Consider the following 18,163-nt stretch of genomic DNA (forward strand, 5'->3'; position numbering starts at 1 on the left):
GTCAAACCAACCCGGACCGAAACATGCAAGTGACGCAAACATATCAGGACGCAGGCCATGTCGACTTTGTCGGCGCAGGCCCCGGTGATCCCGAATTGCTGACGCTCAAGGCCCTGCGCGCATTCGAGCGCGCGGAAGTTGTCCTGCATGACCGGTTGATCAGCGCCGAGGTGCTGGCCCTAGCCGGGCAAACGGCCGTTCTGGTCGATGTTGGCAAAGCCGGGTTCGGCCCCTCGTGGAAACAGGAAGACATCGACGCGCTGCTGGTAGAGTACGCCCTGAAGGGTCTACGCGTTGTACGCCTGAAATCCGGTGACCCCACCGTATTTGGTCGTTTGGACGAAGAAATCGACGCCGTCGAAGCAGCTGGCATCTCGTGGCAGATTATCCCCGGCATCACCGCAGCCTCGGCCGCAGTTGCGGGCATCGGGCAAAGCCAGACGCGCCGCGGGCGCAATTCTTCGATCCGTTTCCTGACTGGGCACGACATGAAGGGGTTCGCCGATCACGATTGGAGCGCCCTGGCGCAGCCCGGTTCGGTGGCGGCGATCTATATGGGCAAAAAGTCTGCCCGGTTTATTCAGGGTCGCCTGATCATGCACGGCGCCGACCGAGCCACACCTGTGACGCTGATCGAAAACGCGTCGCGTCCCGATCAGCGCATATTGACCACGACGCTGGATCACATGTCCGCCGATCTGAACGCCTCGGACATGGACGGCCCCACCCTTACTTTTTACGGCCTTGCCCCCCGCCAGGCAGCCAAGGCCCTGACTGAATTCAAAAAGGAGCACGCCTGATGGCCCGCGCTTTTACTCCCAAAGTGGTAACCGCCAACGATCTGTTGGAAGGTGACGTCATCTATCTGACCGAGGACGACCGCTGGTCGCGTGAATTATCCGAGGCAGAGCTGATCACAGACGAAGCCCACGCACAGATCCGCCTTCTGGATGCCGAACGTCAGGCAGGCAAGATTGTCGGTGCCTATCTGGCGGATGCCATAGCTGGCGACGAAGGCCCAGAACCAACTCATTTTCGGGAAGACTTCCGCCGGACTGGTCCGTCCAACTATGCCCACGGCAAACAGGAAACTTCCCCGCAGCCCCGGGCCTGATCCCTGGCCCTCTCTCTCCCCTACATTGGCCCCAGGTTCGGGGCTGCACTTAAGGACAGCTAATCATGTATCGCTACTCCGAGTTCGACACAGCATTTTTGGCAGAACGCAACAGACAGTTTCGCGCCCAAGTCGAGCGCCGCATTGACGGATCGCTGACCGAGGATGAGTTCAAGCCGCTGCGGCTGATGAACGGCCTGTATCTGCAGCTGCACGCCTATATGCTGCGGGTCGCCATTCCTTACGGCACGCTGAACAGCGCGCAGATGCGCCAACTGGCCCTGCTGGCTGAAAAGTGGGACAAGGGCTATGGCCATTTTACCACCCGTCAGAACATCCAGTACAACTGGCCCAAGTTGCAGGACGTCCCGGATATGCTGGACGCGCTGGCCGAGGTTGGCATGCACGCCATCCAGACCAGCGGCAACACCATCCGCAACGTGACCGCCGACCATTTCGCCGGTGCCGCCGCGGATGAGGTCGCCGACCCGCGCCCCTATGCCGAACTGCTGCGCCAATGGTCGACCGACCACCCGGAATTCCAGTTCATGCCGCGTAAATTCAAGATCGCCATCACCGGGTCCGAAAATGACCGCGCCGTTATCAAGGCGCATGACATCGGCCTGCAACTGGTCGAGCGTGACGGCGTACTGGGTGCTCGCGTCATCGTAGGCGGCGGTCTGGGCCGTACGCCCATGATAGGCAAGGAACTGTCTGACTTCGTCGCGTTTGACGACCTGCTGGCTTACCTAGAAGCCACTGTTTCGGTCTGGAATCAAATCGGCCGCCGCGACAACAAGTACAAGGCGCGCATCAAGATCACCGTGCATGAACACGGCATCGACGCCATCCGCGCCAAGGTGAACGAGCGTTTCCTGCAGGTCCGCCCGCAGTTCAAAGGCGCGGATATGAACCTGCTGGAAGAGATCAAGGGCCACTTCGCTGCACCCACCTTCCGCGAAGCGTCGGTTGCGTCGTTTGAAGGTGCATACACCAACGACCCGGTCTTCCGCTCGTGGGTCGATACTAACATCGCGCCGCACAAGAATGCGGACCACGCGATTGTCACCATCTCAATCAAGAAGCACGGCGCGACGCCGGGTGATGCAACTGCCGAGCAGATGCGCGTGATGGCCGATCTGGCCGAAGAATTCGCCTATGACGAGCTGCGCATCAGTCATGAGCAGAACGTGATCCTGCCGCATGTCCATAAATCGGACCTGCCCGCGATCCATGCCAAACTGAAAGAATACGAGCTGGCCACCGCCAATATCGGCCTGATCAGCGACATCATCGCCTGCCCTGGCATGGACTATTGCGCGCTCGCAACGGCGCGTTCGATCCCGGTTGCACAGGAAATCGCCACCCGGTTCGAAGACCTCAAACTGGAGCATGATATCGGCCACCTGAAGATCAAGATCTCGGGCTGCATCAACGCCTGTGGTCACCACCATGTCGGCCATATCGGCATTCTTGGTCTGGATCGTGCAGGCGTCGAAAACTACCAGATCACTCTGGGTGGTGACGGCACGGAAAACGCCGCAATCGGTGATCGTACGGGTCCGGGCTTTGCCTATGATGAGATCGTTCCGGCCGTTGAGCGCATCGTCGAAACCTATCTGGAGCAGCGTGAGGGTGCCGAAGAAACCTTCCTCGAGACCTATCGCCGTGTCGGAATGGCTCCGTTCAAGGCGGCCCTCTACCCCGAGGCGCGAGCGAATGCCGCTTGATCTGATCCAGACTGAACTGGGCCGGGATAGACGTGAACTGACCGAACGGGTCAGTGAGTTGAACGCCCGGTTCCGCCACCACAGTGCGCATGACGTGATGCACGGAGCATTGGAAGAGATCGATGATCTCGCTCTGGTCTCAAGTTTCGGTGCGGAATCGGTGGTGTTGCTGCATATGGCGGCCGTGGTCGACAAGATGACCCCGGTGCTGTTCATCGACACGCAGATGCTGTTCACCGAAACGTTGGAGTATCAGCAGGAGGTGAGCGAGCGGTTGGGGTTGCGAAACGTCAAGATCATCCGCGCGGATGACGAGGATGTTCAACGCGACGACCCCTATGGCGCGCTGCGTCTGCGGGACATGGATGCGTGCTGTAACCTGCGCAAGACCTTCCCGCTGCAACAGGCATTGTTGGGATATGATGGCTGGATCACCGGGCGCAAACGGTTTCAGGCAGGGTCCCGCGCCACGCTTGATTTCTTTGAGGTCGAGGACGGCACAGGCCGGATCAAGGTCAACCCGCTGGCCCATTGGGCGCCCGAAGATGTGCGCGCCTATATGGAAGAGAACAACTTGCCCAGGCACCCGCTGGTGGCCAAAGGATACCCTTCGATCGGCTGTGCGCCCTGTACTTCGCCGGTCAAACAGGGCGAAGACCCCCGCGCCGGACGCTGGCGCGATCAGAACAAGGAAGAATGCGGCATTCATTTTGTAGATGGCAAGATGATGCGCGCCGGAGAGAACACATGAACGTTATCGTAACCGATGAGGGGTTCGCCCCCGATGATTGGACTGATGGCTATGTCACGCTGGAAGACGCGGCCAATGATGTGGTCGCGCTGGATGTCAGCTCGGACACGGATCCCGATGAGCTTGCCGAACGGCTGGGCTGCGCCAAGATGGTGCGCATCGATTTCCCGTCCTTTGCGGATGGGCGCGGCTTTACCATCGCGCGGACCCTGCGCCTGAAAGGCTATACCGGTCGCTTGCGCGCCAAAGGCCATGTCTTGGCCGACCAGTATGCCATGGCGCGGCGCAGCGGCTTTGATGAGGTCGAGATTGAAGACACTCTGGCCGATCGTCAGCCCGAAGATCAATGGGTGGCTCGCGCCAACTGGCAGGACAACAACTATCAGGCCCGCCTGCGCGGCTAAAATCGCCTTTCGCAGCCTCAAATAGGAACGTAGGGGCAAGAGCCCCCTTTTCCTGACTTGGATCAAAGATTAAACGGAGATGTCGGTTTACTCCACCGGCAGTGAAACGATGACAGAGATGAAACCCGTGACCGAAGCAACCGCCGTGAAGGCCCCCGTTCTGCCGGACGCCCAGACTGTGACAGACGTCAAGCATTGGACTGACAGCCTGTTCTCATTCAAAGTGTCGCGCCCCGCGTCCTTGCGGTTCCGCTCGGGCGAGTTTGTGATGATCGGTCTGCTGGGCGACAACGGCAAACCCCTGCTGCGCGCCTATTCCATCGCCTCGCCGTCCTGGGATGAAGAGCTTGAGTTCTATTCGATCAAGGTACAGGACGGCCCGCTGACTTCGAAACTTCAGCACATCAAACCAGGCGATCAGATCATCCTGCGGCCCAAGCCGGTTGGCACGCTGGTCCATGACGCCCTGCTGCCTGGTAAGCGCCTGTGGTTCTTTGCCACCGGCACCGGCTTTGCACCCTTCGCCTCTCTGCTGCGCGAACCACAGACCTATGAGGATTATGATGAGGTCATAATCACCCATACCTGCCGCGAAGTGGCCGAGCTGGAATATGGTCGCCAACTGATTGAAGACATCCGTAAGGACGAAATGCTGGCTGAGCTGATGGGCGAAGGTTTTGCGGACAAGATTCGTTACTACCCGACCACCACACGCGAACAGAGCCCCAAAATGGGCCGCATTACCGAGCTGTTGAAAGACGGCACAGTATTTGCCGATCTGGCGATTGAGGGCGGCATCCAGCCGGATACGGACCGCGCGATGGTTTGCGGATCATTGGCTTTCAACCTGGATATCAAAAAAATCCTCGAGGATTTCGGACTGCGCGAAGGCGCAAATTCCGACCCCAAGGAATTCGTCATTGAAAAGGCCTTTGTTGGCTAATCCGGTTTGCCGGTCTGATATGCGACATCAGATCGGCAAAAACGCGGGAATATCATGGGAAATTCACGCTGGTGGTCACTTATGCCGCTTGAATCGTCCCGCAGCCCAGTCTAAATTCCGGGCTTGAAATTCTGCAATCATCAAAGGAATGAACCCATAGCTCGCAGACCTCACAACGCGCCGCCACAGAGAGACACCGGCCCGCGCGTCAATGATAAGATCCGTGCCCCCGAAATTCGCCTTATCGGCGCCGAAGGTGAAAATGTCGGGGTGGTTCATCCCGCCAAAGCCATGCAACTCGCGGACGAAGCCGGCCTGGATCTGGTCGAGATTTCGCCGAATGCAAACCCTCCGGTTTGCAAAATCATGGACTTTGGTAAATTCAAATACGAAACGCAGAAACGCGAGGCCGAAGCGCGCAAAAAGCAAAAAGTCATTGAGGTGAAAGAGGTCAAGTTCCGGCCCAACACCGATACTCATGACTATGAAGTCAAAATGCGTAACGTGTTCAAATTCCTTGAAAACGGCGACAAGGTAAAAGTGACTCTGCGCTTCCGTGGTCGTGAGATGGCACACCAGAATCTGGGCCGTGAGCTGCTGGAACGTGTTGCCGTGGACACCAAGGAAATCGGCAAGGTCGAGAACATGCCCAAGATGGAAGGTCGTCAGATGATCATGATGATCGGCCCGCTGCCGCAGAAGTAAGCCCTGCGACAACTGCGTTATTCGAAACCCCCTCGGATTGAGGGGGTTTTATTTTGCGCTTCGGCTTTTGAGCCAGACCCTTGCGTCATTCACATCAAATGCCAGCGAAATCAGGTCAATAACCAGTAGAAACACTAGAAATTTCGCATATCCGGTCGCCAGTTCAGCTTCGCTTGCAAATGCTGCAATCACGACGAAAACCATTGGCACCCAACATATTAGATGCGGAAATGCCATCGCTTTGCTCATCCCTCGTGTCGCCAGCATGATCGGAAGATTCAATGCCATCCCACCGATTGAGAGTGCTGCGATTAGAATACCATTTGGCTGATCCAGATACGCCAGAGGTGCCAGATTGGTCGGGATGAGCAGCACCACCAACCAGATCTGTACCCAGGCGGGCAAGTCCCGAAAACTCTTCCAGATGTCGACAATCATCATCGCTCCTTCAGGAATTGACCTTTTGTCGATACCCTATTGAGTAAAAAGAGAAAGTCAGATCAAAAGAGCGTCAGATCGCGGCTTTGAGTGCAACCTCCAGCTTATCAACCAATTCCTCAATCTGTGCGCCGTCGATAATGAAAGGCGGCGCCAACAGAATATGGTCACCACTTCGACCATCGCGCGTGCCAGACATGGGGTAACAGATCAGACCAGCGTTCAACGCCGCCTTCTTGATCTTGCCCGCGAGACCAAGTGCGGGATCAAACGGTGTTTTTCCGGCCCGATCCGAGACCAGCTCGATACCGCGGAACAGCCCGCGGCCCCGAATATCACCGACATTAGGGTGCTCGCTGAACGCAGTTTCCAGCGCAGATTGCAGTCTCTGTCCCATAAACTCGGCGCGCAGGGGCAGTTGTTGGCTCGTCAATTCCTTCAGCACCGCCAATGCCGCTGCAGTTGCCACCGGATGGCCGACATAGGTATGCCCGTGCTGGAAAAACCCTGACCCATTTTGGATCGCCTTATATATCCGGCTCGTACACAACATTGCGCCGATGGGTTGATAACCCGCCCCCAAACCCTTGGCGATGCACAGAATATCCGGGGCAATTCCATCGTGATCGCAGGCAAACAAATGCCCGGTGCGCCCCATTCCGCACATGACCTCATCCAGGATCAGCAAAACGCCATATTGATCACAGATTTCACGTATCCGCCTAAAATACCCTTCGACCGCCGGGACCGCCCCCAGCGTTGCCCCCACGACTGGCTCGGCCATAAACGCCATGACGGTTTCAGGGCCAAGACGCAAAATTTCGGCCTCCAACTCATCGGCCACCCGTTGACCATAGGCGTGGCTGCTCTCACCATCTTGCTTTTCGGCATATTCGTAGCAGGGCGCGATATGGGTCATTTCGATCAGCATCGGTGCGAATTGCGCACGGCGCCAGGCATTTCCCCCCGCTGACAAGGCCCCCAGAGTATTTCCATGATAGCTTTGGCGGCGCGCGATGACATGGCGGCGCTCGGGCTGACCGATCTCAAGAAAATACTGCCGTGCCAGTTTGATGGCGGCCTCTGTTGCTTCGGACCCTCCGGATACGAAATAAACGCGATCCAAATCCCCGGGCGCATGATCAATCAGAAGGTCCGCAAGGGCTTCGGCAGGTTCGGACGTCATAAACCCGGTATGCGCAAAGGCGATCTTTTCAACCTGGCTTTGAACCGCCTCGATCACCGCCCGGTTTGAGTGGCCAAGACAGGACACAGCAGCATCACCGCAATCCAGATACCGCTTACCGTCAGCATCGATCAGATAGCAGCCTTCGCCGCCAACCGCGACCGGCAGCTGAGATTTCGTATGGCGTGGGAAAACGTGGCTCATGATCTATCCTCTTTCAATCTGGCAACAAGGGCTGCGACTGAGGCGGCGTTATTGTCCCAAGTGTCTCCGTTCCGATCTGCGATGCTGTTTTCAAATCCGACCCGGACATCACCGCCCAAGGACGCCGCATGTACCAGACAGTCATGCTCTTGTTTTCCAAAGGCACAGATCATCCAGGGCGAATCCCCGTCCGGAAACGCATCCAGATCAGAGGGCTTTGATTCCTGATCAGTCCGATAGCGCCCCAGAACAAGCAAACGGTCGGATTGCTGTTCGCGCACAACACCACGCTTTTGCCACCTTGTTAATAGGGCCGCATCTTCAGCGTCGTAAAGAATATGCTGAACCCGCGTCCCCTGATCCGCGCAAAGACCATAGATCCGGTCAGCCAGATCGTTATCGCGCGCGATTTCGCGGACCGAGATCGACGCCCAAGCCGGTCTAACCTTCCTCAGACATTCGAACTGGCTGCTTACATCAAAAATCCCTGCCGCCTCGGTTGTGATCTGGATGTCCAGGGCCGGAACCCTCCGCCGAAGTTCGGCAAGTGTTTCCAGATACTGTCCCGCGTCCAAAGAGTGACGGCCTTCTGTGTCCCGAATGTGCAGATGAAGACCGGCCGCACCGGCCTCATGGCATGCTCTGGCCGCTTCAAGAATTTGCACGGTTGTGACAGGCAGGGCTGAGTGATCTGCCGCACCTCGGCGCGCACCATTGGGCGCCGCCAGAATGTAGGGTTCGGATTTCGACCGATGCTGTGACATTCCCTGCCCCCGTTTACCTGTTGCCGCATCTATGCAAGCGGCCTATGTTTTACACCTCCTTCTTTCATAACATATGTTTTTTCATGACAGAGACCCAACGCCAGCTGACAGATAACCTGAGGAAAAACATCGACCAGATGCCGCCCAGACTTCAGGCGGCAGCCAAATACATCATTGATCACCCCGCGGATTTTGGCCTCGACCCGATACGGGTAACTGCCGAGAAGATCGGTGTCAGTGCAAATGTCCTTGTCCGATTGGCCCAGCATATGGGTTTTGGCGGGTTTCAAGCCTTTCGCGCACCGTTCCGGCAAAACCTGGCGACGGATACCGAAGAATTCCTTGGCGCGTCCTGGCAAACCCACATGCAAGCGGACGGCGCCCATGGTCAGCTTCAAGCCAGACTTGCCCGCAACGAACAGAATGTCGTCGTCAGGTCCCTGCGATTGATGAGGCCCGAGACAGCGCATCTAGCCGTTGACCATATCTTCAGGTCCCGCCGTTGCTTCGTGACCGCCACCCGCGCCAGTTACGCGCTGGCCTATTACTTTTCCTATACCGGGCGCATGGCGCACCCCGGTATTCAACTAATACCGCGCCACATCGGCTCGGCCACGGATGATCTGCTGGATGCCGATGACAAGGACTGTCTGCTGGCAATCACGGTCAGCCCCTATTCTGCGGAGACGATTAAATCCATAAGGTTCGCCCGGGAAAAGGGGCTTCGGGTCATCCTGATCTCGGACAGCGAAGTCATTGCGCCGGGTGTCGAGCCGGATGTCGCCTTTAACGTCAGCACAAGGTCACAACATCACACCTCGAGCTTTACCGGTGTCATGGCTGTGTTGGAATGTCTCATCGGCCATTTATTTGACGCCGGTGGTAAAACAGCAGCGCACCGCGTTGAGGCCTATCAAAAGGCGCGCGAAGATACCGGAGCCTATTGGCAGCCAAACAAGCTTCCGAAAATTCGCCGAAAATAGAAAAAGCCCCGAGGGACACACCCCGAGGCTTTGCGACTAAAAGCCGATTTACTTACATGCAGGCCAGCACAGCCCGCTTGGTCATCACACTGACCAGATGCGCGCGATACGCTTTGCTGCCATGAAGATCGCCGATCATGTTGGCCGGGTTGATGTTCAGCCCCATCAACGCGTCCGGTCGGAATTCAGTATTCAGCGCCTGTTCTGCTTCGGACCAGCGGAACACCCCATCCTCGCTGGCGCCCGTGACCGCCACACGCACACCGTCGGCGAACCGGGCCAGATAGACACCCACCAACGCAAAGCGCGAGGCTGGCTGCAAGAACTTCTGATAGCTCGCGGCCTGTGGCACCGGAAAGCGGATGGATGTGATGATCTCACCCTCATCCAGTGCGGTCGAGAACATGCCATCAAAAAACGCATCCGCCGCAATCTGACGGGCGTTGGTCACGATCGTGGCCCCGGATCCGAGCACACCCGCCGGGTAACAGGCCGCCGGATCGTTATTCGCAACCGAGCCGCCAATCGTGCCGCGGTTGCGCACCGCCGGATCACCGATCTGACCGGCCAATGCGGCCAGCGCCGGGTATGATCCCGCCGCCTCTTGCGCAACAACTGCATGCGGCGTTGCGCCACCGATAGAAACCGACCCGTCATCCCCAACACAGACGCCCTGCATTTCGGGAATTCCGCTGAGCGAGACGAGTGCCGATGGCGCAGCCAATCGTTGTTTCAGCGTCGGGATCAGGGTTTGCCCACCACCCAACGCCTGCGCATCCTCAGCCCCTAAAGCGGCAACCGCGTCGGCTATGGTCGAGGGTTTCTCAAATTCGAAATTGTACATTTCGTCTTCCTTTCCGAAAGGCGCTGATCCGCCCTTCATCTGGCTATAAATATCTCGGGGAGCGCGAGGGGTTGACCCCTCGCACCCCAACCTCTCACCCGTGCATCGCGGTCCAGACACGCGATGGACTCACCGGCATATCGATATGATCGATGGCCTTGCCGCCTGAATTCAACGCATCCAGCACCGCGTTGACCACCGCAGGTGGTGAACCGATTGCCCCGGCCTCACCACAGCCCTTCACACCCAACGGGTTATGCGTACATGGCGTCTGGCTGGAATGATCCACCGCATAGAACGGCACATCATCGGCACGCGGCATGGCATAGTCCATGAAGGATGCGCTCAGCAGCTGACCGTTTTCGTCATAGGCACAGTTTTCAAGCAATGCCTGACCGATGCCCTGACCGATGCCGCCATGCACCTGACCATCCACGATCATCGGGTTGACGATATTGCCAAAGTCATCAGCGGCAGTGAAGGCTTCGATGGTGACCCGGCCGGTTTCGGGGTCAACCTCGACCTCACAGGCATAGGCGCCAGCCGGGAAGGTAAAGTTGGCCGGGTCATAAAAGGCGGTCTCCTCCAGCCCGGGCTCGACCTCCAGCGGAAAGTTATGCGGCACATAGGCCGTCAGGGTGACATCACCCCAGGCCACCGACTTGTCGGTCCCTGCCACGCTGAACTGACCGTCCTTCAGCTCGATATCAGCCTCGGACGCCTCCAACAGATGCGCCGCGATCTTCTTGGCCTTGTCGATCACTTTCTCGGTTGCCTTGACCATCGCCGATCCACAGACTGCCAAAGACCGCGAGCCATAGGTGCCCATGCCAAACGGAATCTTCGACGTGTCGCCATGCACGATCTCGATCATCGACTCGTCGATACCGATCATGTCCGCCACAACCTGCGGGAAAGCCGTTTCATGCCCCTGCCCGTGGCTATGGGCACCTACCATGACGCTGATCGAGCCGGTGGCATTCACCCGCACAGTCGCCGCATCATACAGACCCGCACGGGCCCCCAGCATGCCAACGATGTTCGACGGCGCGATACCGCAAGCCTCGATATAACAGTTGACGCCCAGACCCCGCAGCTTGCCCTTGGCCTCGCTTTCAGCGCGACGCGCGGCAAAGCCTGCCAGATCAGCAGCGGACTCAAGCTTGTCCATCGTCCCATTATAATCGCCTGTGTCATAGGTCAGCGCCACCGGTGTGTCATAGGGGAACTGGGTGATGAAGTTCTGCCGGCGCAGGGCGATCGGATCGACACCCAGTTCACGCGCTGCCTTATCCACGACCCGCTCCAACTGGAACGTCGCCTCCGGACGGCCCGCGCCGCGATAGGCATCCACCGGGACCGTATTGGTGAACATCGCCTTGACGTTGACCTGAATGACCGGCGTCTTGTAGTTGCCCGCCATCAGCGTCCCGTGCAGCCATGTCGGCACCGAGCTGGAGAAGGTCGACAGATACGCACCCATATTTGCATAGGTGTTGGTGCGCAGACCGATAAAGTTATTGTCTGCATCCAGCGCCAGTTCGATCTGTCCGACATGGTCGCGCCCATGCGCGTCTGACATGAACGCCTCGGACCGGCTCGAGGTCCATTTGACCGGGCGGTTACAAGCCTTCGCGGCGAAGGTGCAGAACGCCTCTTCGGCATAGTGAAAGATCTTGGTGCCAAAGCCGCCACCCACATCCGGCGCGACCACGCGCACCTTGTGTTCGGGCAGACCCAGAACAAAGGCACACATCAACAGGCGGATCACATGCGGGTTCTGCGACGTGGTATAAAGCGTGTATTCTTCGGTGCCGCGGCTGTACTCGCCCACCGCCACACGCGGCTCCATCGGATTGGCAACCAGACGGTTGTTCACCAGATCCAGCGTGGTGACATGGGCCGCATTGGCAAAGACCTCATTGACCTTGGCATCATCGGTTTCGCCCAACTGCCAATCATAGCAGATGTTGTTCTTCAGATCGTCATGGACCAGCGTTGCGCCTTCTTGCGCGGCGGCCTTCATGTCGATCACGGCGGGCAGCTCCTCGATATCAAGCTCGATCGCCTCAGCCGCGTCGCGGGCCTGTTCCAGGCTATCGGCGACCACAGCAGCAATCGGATCGCCCACATGGCGCACTTTACCCTGTGCCAAAATGGGATGCGGAGGTTCCTGCATCGGTGCGCCGTGCTTGTCGGTCACTTCCCAGCCACAGGGCATGCCGCCCACGCCTTCGAAATCCTTGCCGGTAAACACTTTGACCACGCCCGGCATGGCCTCGGCAGACGAGGTGTCGATACTGTTGATCCGGCCATGCGCGATGTCGGACCGCAGAAAATGCACATAGGCCTGGCCATGCACGTTGATATCGTCGGTGTAATTGCCTGCTCCGGTTAAAAAGCGCACGTCCTCGCGCCGTTTGGAACTGGCTCCGATGCCACTGTCTTTGGGCATTGCTTGTTCTCCTCCCTGAAAAAGAATTTTCGTCGAAAATTCTTTACGTCGGTATTACTCGGCAGCGATGCCGCTTACGTCCTGGCCCGATGCGGCCATGATCGCTTTGACAATGTTGTGATAGCCTGTGCAGCGGCACAGGTTGCCTTCCAGATACTTTCGAATCTCGGCTTCGCTCGGGCGCGGGTTCTCTTTCAGCAAGGCGGCGGCGCTCATCACCATGCCCGGCGTACAAAACCCGCATTGCAACCCGTGATGATCCTGAAACGCCTGCTGAATCACGTTCAAAGACCCATCCTCAGCGGCCTGGCCCTCAATCGTGGCGACCTCAGACCCGTCTGCTTCCAGCGCAAGCATGTTGCACGACTTCACCGCCGCGCCATTCACATGAACAACACACGCCCCACATTGCGCAGTGTCACATCCAACATGCGTTCCGGTCAGCGACAGATGATCACGTAAAAATCCAGACAACAACGTCCGACCCTCAACCTCACCGCTAACAGACCTCCCGTTCACGGTCATGGTGACCTGTGTCATAAGTTCCTCCCATGTCATATTTTTCTCTGTCGAGTTAAACACGGGACTTATTGTTTGAGAACAAAAATTTCGCAGGGCGCCGTTTATGACAGATCACAATGCCGAACAAAGCGGTCTGATCTGGGCCTTAAATTGATGTCAAACGCCTTACCGCTTGATAGATGCGCGTGGCTGTGGCCGGGTCGGGATTTCCTTGAGCAATCCACCGACCCCCATGCCTGCAATATGCGCCGCTGTCGTTTCAATCCCGCAAGCCACGCGCGACAAAACCCAATCCGCGCCGTTCAGTGCAGGAGAGCGCGCACACCCCGGCAAACCGATTACGGGTCTGGCGTCCAGCAGACCGGTGAACAACAGGTTGCCCGGATCTACTGGCATTCCAAACCGATCCACCTGACCGCCTGCAACACGAACAGCCTGCGGCGCAACATCATGCGCATCCGAAGTTGCTGAGCCCGTCAAGATCAGGACAATATCCCCTTTAACACCCGTCAATGCAGCAGACAGCGCCTGAATCTCATGTGGCACCACCCGAATGTCATCCAAACCCATACCCAGGGCTTCGACACGCCCTCGGATTGCAGCTATTCCCTTGTCGTTCGAAACACCTCCGGGGATGTCTGTGACGATCAGGCCGGCACTGCGAAACACCGGGCCAGACAGGCGCACCGCCCCTTGTGCCAGCGCCGAGGCACGCACCACATCTTCGCCGGGGACGGCATAAGAAATGACTTTGATCGTCGCCACCATCCCGCCTGATCCCATCTGTTGATATTGGGGTACTGTGGCCACGGTAATCATCGGGTTAACCAAGTTGAACGCTTCCAGCGCCTGTACGTCCAGAACAGCGACTCCGGGGCCTCTCGCCAAGAGGTTAACGCGCCCTGTGAACGGCTCGGTGACGCGCAATCCCACGGTTGCCGGGTCCGGGGCCAAAGCCTCTGCCAAACTCCGGGCAGCGTCGTTTTCGTGACAATCACCGGGTTCCAGCTGCGCAACAGTGACCGAGGTCAACCCGGCGGCGGCCATTTCATCCAGATGAGTTTGCGTGAGCAAAAGGCCCTTACGCAGCTTTGTGTCTTGGGCTTTCACTGAATGCGCCAGAATTGCACCAGCGGCCTCGCGCAAAGGAACCGAGCCAAACTTCATGCTTTGCCCCGCAACACCGCAGTCATTTCGGCCAATATGGAAACCGCAATTTCCGCAGGATCGGCGGCACCGATATCCAAGCCTACGGGACCGTGAATCTGTGAAATCTGCCCTTCAGTAAATCCGGCTTCTTTCATCCGGGTGACGCGTTTCGCATGCGTTCGATTAGACCCCAGCGCCCCAATATAGAACACCCCGGCTCTCAGGGCGGCCTCTAACGCGGGATCATCCAGTTTTGGATCATGGGTCAGCAAGACAACAGCCGTTCGCGCATCCATTCCAAGCTTTGCAACGGCCTCATCTGGCCAATCCGTCAGCACGGTTTCCTCAGGGAATCTTGCGGCGGTTGCAAACGCATCTCGCGGATCTACAATCGCAGGGTCGTACCCCGCAATTCGCGCCATCGGGACCAGAGCCTGAGCAATATGAACGGCCCCGACCACTATCAACCGCAAGGGCGGATTGTGGACCGAAACAAATGTCTTCGCATCCTCTTCGAAACCGGACCGGTCCATGCGCATGCGTTCGGGATAACGATCGCGCTGCAACGCACGATGGCCGGATTCGATATTCACTTCATAAGCCACAGGCTCGCGCTGCGCGCGTGCAGCGACCAGATCGCTCAATATGCTTTCAGGAAGGACCGATCCAATAGGTTCGACCAGTACCCGAATTGTTCCGCCACAGGCCAGCCCGACCGCAAAAGCATCTTCGTCACTGACCCCGAATTCAAGTAGGCGCGCTTCACCCTCTTCGATCGCTTCCAACGCCTCGACGACAACCGCACCTTCGACACAGCCACCCGATACCGACCCCTCAAAGCGGCCATCACCTGCTATCACAAGCTGAGCGCCAACACGTCTGGGGGCACTGCCCCAGGTCTGAACAACCGTAGCCAGCGCAACTGGCTTTCCCGTTTCATACCAATCCAGAGCAGTCTCGGGGCTGTTGTCGAATCTGTCCATATCGCCCTCCTGGCGTTTCCCGCACCAACATAGGCAGGTTTGGCAGGATGAAAAGTAAACCATCAGGCTAACTCATGGGCCTTGAAAGAAATTCCAAATGCTATGCAAAGCCCCGCGGGTTTCAGCCGAACATCCCAAGCATTGATTGCCAGCCCTCCCGATTCTGACCTAAACGCGGATCATGCGCAGCTGTGACGCAGATAATTTTCAAAAGGAGACAGAGACTTGAAACACATTATTACACTCGGATCGGTATTGGGAATGCTAGCGGCGACAGTGGCCAGCGCAGATACCTTCCTGCGCTATGGCGAAGTGGACGGATGGAAAATCTTCATCGACGAAGACAAGAAATCCTGCCTGATCGAAGCTGTTGATGACGCGGAAAACGTGGTTCAAATGGGCCTGACCGAAGACCGCGGCGTGGGATATGTTGGCGTATTCACCAAAGCTGAAACCAACATCAAGCGTGGCGAAACCGAGGCTGTGGCGATCCTGCTGGGCGAAAACCTGTATCTTGGAGAAGCCACCGGCATGAAGGGCAACATCACCAAAGGCTATTCGGGTGGCTATGTGCTGTCGGATGACCCCAAGTTTGCCGAAGACCTTGCCAAACAGAAAGTTATGGTTGTGTTCCCCGAAAAGGAATTCGCCTTCACCGTTGATCTGACCGGTACGTACAAAGCGATGGAAATGGCGCGTAAGTGCAACGAAGAACAGCTTGGTTGAGACCTACTTCGAAAGCGCGGCCATCAACCGCGCTTTCTCACCCATGTCATCCGGTTTTGAGATGACTTTGGCCAGATCTTCCAGCGACGCAATGGAATGACCGGCCCGAAAGCTGTCAACATGGGGAAGCATCGCCGCCACCCCCTGCGCTTTTGGCGCAAAGCCATCCCATCGCAACAAAGGGTTCAGCCAGATCAAACGGCGGGCTGACAGATGCAGGCGCTGGATTTCTTTTCCAAGCACCTCGGGTTCGCCCCGATCCAGACCATCCGTAATCAACAACACCACCGCACCCTGCCCCAGAACCCGACGCGACCAGTCACGGTTAAAAGCGTGCAGGCATTCCCCGATCCGCGTGCCACCCTCCCAATCTTGCGCCTCGGCCCCCGCCGCCGACAAGGCAGCATCCACATCGCGTTGGCGCAGGTGCCGAGTGATATTCGTCAACCTCGTGCCGAAGGTAAACGCATGAACCTTGGCCCACCCCGCGCCCTTGACGTTTGAAACCGCATGCAGGAAATGCAGGATGATACGAGAGTACTGGCTCATGGATCCTGAGATATCGCAGAGAACGACAAGGTTCGGCCACCGTTGTTTCGGCTTCAAATACGCGATGTCCCGCAGTTCACCACCCTGCCGCATGGATGCGCGCAGCGTGCGGGCGCGGTCGATCCGATGCCCAAGGTGGCTGGCTTGGCCTCGGCGCGACTCGATTGGTTTTACCGGCAATTTCAGCTGTGCCAGAATGCGCTTGGCCAAGGCAATTTCTTCGGTGCTCATTTGCTCAAAGTCTAGATTGCGCAACCGTTCTTCCGAGGACGCGGTCCGCGACGCATCTATCTCCAGCTCAGTTTCTTCCTCGATGTCAGAGCTGTCAGGCAAGTCCCGTTCGACGCCGTCCAGCAGAGCCTCGGCCGCGCGTTTCTCTGCAGCTTCGGCCTTGCGCTCTTCCTGAACGCCGCGGATCGCGGGCAGCATCATGGACATCATGTGTTCCATGTAACGAGGGTCGCGCCAATACATGCGGAAAATCTGCGCAAATACTGCCCGATGCTCGGGTCGGGTCACGAAACAAGCGTGCAACGTCCAGTAAAAGTCGCGCTTCTCCGAGAAGCCCGCAACCTGAACCGCCCGGATCGCATCCACGACCCGACCGGTGCCGATGGGCAACCCGGCCTTGCGCAAAGCCCGCGCGAAATGAGTGATATTCTGCGCCAGTTTTGGGTTGTCGGGGATGTCGAGAGGGAGCTGTTCAGCCATCAGGCAGGTTCCAGCGACGCCTTGGCTTCATCCAGAATGCGTTTCGCCTCGGACCCTTGCAGTTGCTGGATATCGTCCTGATATTTCAGGATTGCTCCCAGCGTGTCGCCGATCACTTCGGGGCTAAGGTTGATGACGTCCAGCGCCAGCAGGCATTTGGCCCAGTCGATCGTCTCGGCCACGCCTGGTTTCTTGAACAGATCCTCTGTGCGCAGGTGTTGGACAAAGGCGACGACCTCTCGGCTTAGCGCCTCGGCGACCTCGGGGGCGCGGGCGTTCAGAATTTCAATTTCACGGTCAAAATCCGGGTAATCGACCCAATGGTACAGGCACCGGCGTTTCAGAGCGTCATGCACCTCTCGCGTTCGGTTCGATGTAACGATGACAATCGGTGGCTCCGGCGCTTTGACAGTTCCCAATTCGGGGATAGTGACCTGAAAATCGCTGAGCGCTTCCAGCAGGAAGGCCTCGAACGGTTCATCCGTGCGGTCAAGTTCATCAATCAACAGGACAGGAGCCCCGTTTTCATCCGGGCGCATGGCCTGCAGCAACGGACGCTCGATCAGGTAGTCGTCAGAAAACAATTCGGTCTGCAACGCCCCCCGGTCGGCGCCGCCCGAGGCTTCGGCGGTTCGGATCGCCACCATTTGCGCCGGGAAATTCCATTCGTAAACCGCCGAGGATGCGTCCAACCCCTCATAACATTGCAGGCGGATCAGACGGCGGTTCAGACCAGCGGCCAGTGCTTTGGCGATTTCGGTTTTTCCAACGCCTGCCTCACCTTCTAGAAATAGTGGGCGGCCCAGTTTAAGCGACAAAAACACCACTGTCGCCAAGGCCCGACCGCAAACGTAACCTTGCGAGCCTAGCATCTGCTGCACGGCATCAATGGAATCTTGCTGCGTCATGGAACCCTCTTTCTTTCGTTGCTTAACAGGTCATGCTAGCGCGGGGGCGTCAAGGCCCCGGCCCCGCCACCCAGACGCCATCGCCGCAAATAGG

The 18,163-nt window shown here is 57.7% G+C and carries 19 protein-coding genes; 9 read left to right on the forward strand and 10 right to left on the reverse strand.

Annotated features, from left to right (window positions below):
* The first annotated feature begins 23 nt into the window (after window positions 1-23).
* From cobA to infC, 7 genes are all read left to right on the forward strand, one after another.
* The gene (cobA, locus tag FN806_RS03585; RefSeq protein WP_142634087.1) at window positions 24-800 is read left to right on the forward strand and encodes a uroporphyrinogen-III C-methyltransferase; all 777 of its coding nucleotides are present in this window, start codon (window positions 24-26) and stop codon (window positions 798-800) included.
* A complete protein-coding gene (locus FN806_RS03590; RefSeq protein ID WP_142634089.1) occupies window positions 800-1,114 on the forward strand; it encodes a DUF2849 domain-containing protein in 315 nt (104 codons plus the stop codon). Before cobA ends, FN806_RS03590 begins: the two co-directional genes overlap by 1 nt.
* A 65-nt stretch (window positions 1,115-1,179) precedes the next feature.
* On the forward strand, window positions 1,180-2,844 hold the full coding sequence (locus tag FN806_RS03595) for a nitrite/sulfite reductase (protein ID WP_142634091.1): 1,665 nt from the start codon (window positions 1,180-1,182) through the stop codon (window positions 2,842-2,844).
* Window positions 2,834-3,595 carry a phosphoadenylyl-sulfate reductase gene (locus FN806_RS03600; protein ID WP_142634093.1) on the forward strand — a complete coding sequence of 254 codons (762 nt, stop codon included), beginning with the start codon at window positions 2,834-2,836 and terminating at the stop codon, window positions 3,593-3,595. Before FN806_RS03595 ends, FN806_RS03600 begins: the two co-directional genes overlap by 11 nt.
* Window positions 3,592-3,999, forward strand: coding sequence for a DUF934 domain-containing protein (locus FN806_RS03605; protein WP_142634095.1), 408 nt, complete (start codon window positions 3,592-3,594; stop codon window positions 3,997-3,999). The genes FN806_RS03600 and FN806_RS03605 overlap by 4 nt, the downstream gene beginning before the upstream one ends.
* Before the next feature lie 109 nt (window positions 4,000-4,108).
* Window positions 4,109-4,942 (forward strand): ferredoxin--NADP reductase, encoded by an 834-nt coding sequence (locus FN806_RS03610; RefSeq protein ID WP_142635135.1) that lies wholly within the window; start codon window positions 4,109-4,111, stop codon window positions 4,940-4,942.
* A gap of 123 nt (window positions 4,943-5,065) precedes the next feature.
* The gene (gene infC, locus FN806_RS03615) at window positions 5,066-5,647 is read left to right on the forward strand and encodes a translation initiation factor IF-3 (RefSeq protein ID WP_246097134.1); all 582 of its coding nucleotides are present in this window, start codon (window positions 5,066-5,068) and stop codon (window positions 5,645-5,647) included.
* Between the two features lie 48 nt (window positions 5,648-5,695).
* On the opposite strand, the gene FN806_RS03620 is transcribed toward infC, so the two are convergent.
* From FN806_RS03620 to FN806_RS03630, 3 genes are all read right to left on the reverse strand, one after another.
* Window positions 5,696-6,085 (reverse strand): hypothetical protein, encoded by a 390-nt coding sequence (locus FN806_RS03620; protein ID WP_142634097.1) that lies wholly within the window; start codon window positions 6,083-6,085, stop codon window positions 5,696-5,698.
* 73 nt (window positions 6,086-6,158) lie between these two features.
* Window positions 6,159-7,475 carry an aspartate aminotransferase family protein gene (locus FN806_RS03625; protein ID WP_142634099.1) on the reverse strand — a complete coding sequence of 439 codons (1,317 nt, stop codon included), beginning with the start codon at window positions 7,473-7,475 and terminating at the stop codon, window positions 6,159-6,161.
* Window positions 7,472-8,239 carry a beta-keto acid cleavage family enzyme gene (locus FN806_RS03630; protein WP_142634101.1) on the reverse strand — a complete coding sequence of 256 codons (768 nt, stop codon included), beginning with the start codon at window positions 8,237-8,239 and terminating at the stop codon, window positions 7,472-7,474. Before FN806_RS03630 ends, FN806_RS03625 begins: the two co-directional genes overlap by 4 nt.
* Before the next feature lie 83 nt (window positions 8,240-8,322).
* Here FN806_RS03630 and FN806_RS03635 point away from each other — a divergent pair, with 83 nt between their 5' ends.
* Window positions 8,323-9,222, forward strand: coding sequence for a MurR/RpiR family transcriptional regulator (locus tag FN806_RS03635; RefSeq protein ID WP_142634103.1), 900 nt, complete (start codon window positions 8,323-8,325; stop codon window positions 9,220-9,222).
* A gap of 52 nt (window positions 9,223-9,274) precedes the next feature.
* Here the strand turns inward: FN806_RS03635 and FN806_RS03640 are convergent, their stop codons facing one another.
* The 5 genes from FN806_RS03640 to FN806_RS03660 all read right to left on the reverse strand — a co-directional run bounded on the left by FN806_RS03640 (window position 9,275) and on the right by FN806_RS03660 (window position 15,175).
* Window positions 9,275-10,066, reverse strand: a complete 792-nt coding sequence (locus FN806_RS03640) for an FAD binding domain-containing protein (protein WP_142634105.1) — start codon at window positions 10,064-10,066, stop codon at window positions 9,275-9,277.
* A 94-nt stretch (window positions 10,067-10,160) separates the two neighbouring features.
* Complete coding sequence (locus FN806_RS03645) at window positions 10,161-12,521, reverse strand: xanthine dehydrogenase family protein molybdopterin-binding subunit (RefSeq protein WP_142634107.1); 2,361 nt, start codon at window positions 12,519-12,521, stop codon at window positions 10,161-10,163.
* Between the two features lie 54 nt (window positions 12,522-12,575).
* Window positions 12,576-13,061, reverse strand: coding sequence for a (2Fe-2S)-binding protein (locus FN806_RS03650; RefSeq protein ID WP_142634109.1), 486 nt, complete (start codon window positions 13,059-13,061; stop codon window positions 12,576-12,578).
* A 147-nt stretch (window positions 13,062-13,208) separates the two neighbouring features.
* Window positions 13,209-14,210: a molybdopterin-binding protein gene (locus FN806_RS03655; RefSeq protein ID WP_142634111.1), complete on the reverse strand. Its 1,002-nt coding sequence runs from the start codon at window positions 14,208-14,210 to the stop codon at window positions 13,209-13,211.
* Entirely contained in the window at window positions 14,207-15,175 is a 969-nt protein-coding gene (locus FN806_RS03660) for an XdhC family protein (RefSeq protein WP_142634113.1), read from the reverse strand. The genes FN806_RS03655 and FN806_RS03660 overlap by 4 nt, the downstream gene beginning before the upstream one ends.
* Window positions 15,176-15,400: 225 nt before the next feature.
* Between FN806_RS03660 and FN806_RS03665 the strand changes: the two genes are divergently transcribed.
* A complete protein-coding gene (locus FN806_RS03665) occupies window positions 15,401-15,901 on the forward strand; it encodes a hypothetical protein (protein ID WP_246097135.1) in 501 nt (166 codons plus the stop codon).
* 3 nt (window positions 15,902-15,904) lie between these two features.
* On the opposite strand, the gene FN806_RS03670 is transcribed toward FN806_RS03665, so the two are convergent.
* On the reverse strand, window positions 15,905-17,161 hold the full coding sequence (locus FN806_RS03670; RefSeq protein WP_142634115.1) for a vWA domain-containing protein: 1,257 nt from the start codon (window positions 17,159-17,161) through the stop codon (window positions 15,905-15,907).
* A complete protein-coding gene (locus FN806_RS03675) occupies window positions 17,161-18,069 on the reverse strand; it encodes an AAA family ATPase (protein WP_142634117.1) in 909 nt (302 codons plus the stop codon). The genes FN806_RS03670 and FN806_RS03675 overlap by 1 nt, the downstream gene beginning before the upstream one ends.
* Window positions 18,070-18,163 lie beyond the last annotated feature (94 nt).

Source organism: Ruegeria faecimaris (assembly GCF_900182615.1).
Classification (GTDB): domain Bacteria; phylum Pseudomonadota; class Alphaproteobacteria; order Rhodobacterales; family Rhodobacteraceae; genus Ruegeria; species Ruegeria faecimaris.